Genomic DNA, 3,366 nt, shown 5'->3' on the forward strand with positions numbered 1-3,366 from the left:
TCCTTGGAAAGCATATGGTGATGTTCTTGGTTTAAAAGCGCCTCCTCTTAAAAGATTCGCTCCGGCAGCTTTGGCTGCTTTAGCAATTTCAATGACTTGTTCCTTGCTTTCAACAGAACATGGTCCAGCAATGACAGCTAAGTGTCCTCCCCCAATTTTGACACCACCAACATCAATAACTGAATCTTCTGGATGGAAAGCTCTATTTGCAAGTTTGTATGGTTCTGAAACATGCATGACTTTTTCTACAGCTGGATCAACTTCAATGGATTCTGGATCTACTTTTGTGGTATCGCCAACAAGTCCAATAATGGTTTGATTTTCTCCTTTAGAAATATGAGCTTCTAAGCCTTTTTCTTTCACACCTTGTTCAATTCTTGTGACATCTTCATTTTTAGCTTCTTGTTTTAATACAATAATCATTTAAATTTTCCCCCTTTATAAATAAAAAAACTCATCCATAAAGGACGAGTTGTATTCCCGTGGTACCACCTTTTTTCACTTAAAGATCACCCTTTAAGCCTCATCAAGTACAATCATACTCTTATCATATAACGGTGATCACCGGAGACGCCTACTCTTTTTCAACGTTCTACTCATAGCTGTATTCGCAAATGACGCCAAATCTTTTTCCACCAACCAAAGACTCTCTATGTTTTAATCACTTGTTACTAGGTCTAGTCACTGTATTTATGTTTATTCTACTTGACATTGTGTTCAGTGTCAAACATTATTTAACTTCTTAACTACCTCTAATAATTCTTCATCACTATAAACAACAAAATCAATAAAAGAAGTATCCTTTTCTTGTTTTTGATGATTATACCAAATCGTCTTTAAGCCTGCTTGATGAGCTCCCATCATATCTATTTCATAACCATCTCCTACATAGTAACTATCATTTTCTTGAATTAATTCAAAGATTTCTTTTTGTGGTTTTTGATAACCTACTTTTTCTGAAATTATAATAGGAAAATCAATGATTGGAAATAATGAATTGATTTTAGTCATTTGTGTTTTTTCTTTTCCATTAGTAATAATACCATAAGAAATATTCTTTTCTTTTAAGTAGTTAAAAAGTTCTTTCATTGTATAAGATAATGTTAAATGTGCTTGTTGATTTTCATAGACTTTTTGAAAGTCAAGTGCTTGTTGATTTGTAATAAATTGATGAAAATCTTTAAAAGCATTTTTTAAACGATAAATAGATAATTCATCTTTTGTGATTAATTTATTTAAATATTTTGGGTAAATTTCATTACTATAGATTCTACTTTGTTTCCATAAAGCATATATATCAAGATCTTCATGAAATACTTTTTGATAAGCTTTATAAAAAGGATCATATAAACGATAAAGTGTATCGTCTAAATCAAAATAAATAACCATAACTCCTCCTAAAAGAAAAAACAGGTTACCCTGTTTCTTCTTGGTTGGTTCTCTTTTTATATTATGACAAGTGAAAAGTAAGTTTATATGAAGTAGCCAACCTCTACTATTTTCCTCACATTTATTTTACCTCTTTTGATTTAAAAAGTCTACTTTTTATCAATATTTTTTATTATGGTCGAATAATTTCAACAAACTTAAAAGTATCATTTTCAAATGTAAAATGTAATATACAACAATTAGTAAGGCCTCCACTTTTTAATACTTCTTCAGGATCAATAACAGTGGATAGAAAACACCTACAAGCACCAGCATGTGAAAGAGCAAGAACTGTTTGATGATCTTCTTTATCCATCACATCTGTAAGTGTTTCTTTTAATCTTTTTTGTACATCTTCTTTTCTTTCTCCACCATAATGTGGAAATAAATCATCATAACCAAAATCATCAAAATTAGGGTTTAAATCTTCACTTTCCCCTTCAAATAAACCAAAATTTCTTTCTTTTAATCCTTTTAATCTTTTATAATAATGGTTTCCAATAATAAGTTCAATCGTATCGCAACATCTTTCTGATGTACTACTATAATAATGATCAAAAGAAATATCTTTTAAGTATTCTTTAGCTTTTAAAGCTTGTTGTTTTCCTGACTCAGTTAATGGTGAATCACACCATCCTTGAATTCTTCTTCTAACATTAAATAATGTTTGTCCATGTCTCATTAAATATAAATCTTTTTTCATAAAAATTCTCCTATCCAAAAATTTCTTGAATGACTTCTAATAAATCTTTTTGTTCTTCATTCATGGGTATACAAGCATTGACTTCATGATAGTATTTTTTCAATAAACCAGTTTCACCAATTTGTTGTAAAGTAGTCATGATTTTATAATAAAGCATAAAACGATATTGTGGGTAGTTTTTACAAATATCTTTTATTTCTTCATCTAAATTTTCTTGTGTATACTTTGTAAGGGTGCTTAAAACATCCATACGAATTTCAACATATCTTAAAGAAAGAGCATACTCATTTTGTAGTTCTTTTAAAAGTGAATAAAGTTTTGTAAGAAAAGAAACTTGATGTTCTATATAATCAATTTCTTGGAATACACGCGTAAAAAATTGTTCCAAATCGATTCCATAAGGACTAAACGTATTTTGTAAGTCTTGATTTTTTTCATGTTTCATTTTGATTAAACGCTTCATGATACTTTGTGTTTGTTCAAGTAAATCATGGTAATCATGATCTTTTTGAATTAATTCTAATAAATCACTCGCAATATAGTTTTTATCAGGAATTTGATGAATGTCTACAAAATGTTCAATAACTTTAACGATATAAAATACAAGCGCATCATCATCAAACATTTCTTCTTTTTCACCAAGTTTATCTAATTGTTGATCATATTTTTCATCAAAGAAAGCAATGGTTTCATCAATGTCTTCACATTTTTTATAGTAGTCCATCACTTCTTCATGTTTAATATGAATATCATTATGATTTAATTCTTTTTCAATCATCATATAAGTTAAATTTTGAAAAAGATTTTGTTTTTCATTTAAATAAGTTTGATTGTCTTTATATTCTCTTTTTAATGTATGTATTGTTGTTTTCATATAAAACCTCCTAACTTATTTTATCATATTAAACAAGAATAAAAAGAAGATATTTCTATCTTCCAATGGCATGAACTTAAGAAAGATTTTATTTCTTAAGTTTGTGCCTTTATTATTATGCTTATCTTATTAAAATTGTACATGAAAAAAAGCGCAAAAGGCACCTAATAAAATTTATCATTTTTTTAAATTTTTCAGTTGTTTTTTATCTCATATTATCCTATCATTATTGTAACGATGGAAAAGGAATTCCCTATACTACAGGGGCTGGATTCAGTGATTAGTGGTCACAAATCCAGCTTTTCCTTTTGCTACTGGTGGATTCCTACGCCCATCTATTCTATGCCTTGTTTTCGGTATG

General features: G+C 28.8%; 3 protein-coding genes, 1 pseudogene and 1 other annotated feature. All 4 genes and pseudogenes read right to left on the reverse strand.

The window, feature by feature from the left end; genetic code table 11:
* Positions 1 to 423, reverse strand: a pseudogene (locus C7U55_RS13315) (3-deoxy-7-phosphoheptulonate synthase); the annotation flags it as partial.
* 37 nt (positions 424 to 460) lie between these two features.
* Positions 461 to 694, reverse strand: a binding site (T-box leader).
* A gap of 29 nt (positions 695 to 723) precedes the next feature.
* Positions 724 to 1,389 carry an HAD family hydrolase gene (locus C7U55_RS13320; RefSeq protein ID WP_106988954.1) on the reverse strand — a complete coding sequence of 222 codons (666 nt, stop codon included), beginning with the start codon at positions 1,387 to 1,389 and terminating at the stop codon, positions 724 to 726.
* Positions 1,390 to 1,561: 172 nt separating this feature from the next.
* Positions 1,562 to 2,131, reverse strand: coding sequence for a histidine phosphatase family protein (locus C7U55_RS13325; protein ID WP_106988955.1), 570 nt, complete (start codon positions 2,129 to 2,131; stop codon positions 1,562 to 1,564).
* 10 nt (positions 2,132 to 2,141) lie between these two features.
* Positions 2,142 to 3,005: a hypothetical protein gene (locus C7U55_RS13330; protein WP_106988956.1), complete on the reverse strand. Its 864-nt coding sequence runs from the start codon at positions 3,003 to 3,005 to the stop codon at positions 2,142 to 2,144.
* Positions 3,006 to 3,366: the final 361 nt, after the last annotated feature.

Source organism: Faecalibacillus faecis, from assembly GCF_003024675.1.
GTDB lineage: Bacteria > Bacillota_I > Bacilli_A > Erysipelotrichales > Coprobacillaceae > Faecalibacillus > Faecalibacillus faecis.

What these genes read in the sequence shown, in the direction of transcription:
- C7U55_RS13320 (WP_106988954.1), bottom strand. Translation starts at nt 1,389, where the DNA reads ATGGTTATTTATTTTGATTTAGACGATACACTTTATCGTTTATATGAT.
- C7U55_RS13325 (WP_106988955.1), bottom strand. Translation starts at nt 2,131, where the DNA reads ATGAAAAAAGATTTATATTTAATGAGACATGGACAAACATTATTTAAT.
- C7U55_RS13330 (WP_106988956.1), bottom strand. Translation starts at nt 3,005, where the DNA reads ATGAAAACAACAATACATACATTAAAAAGAGAATATAAAGACAATCAA.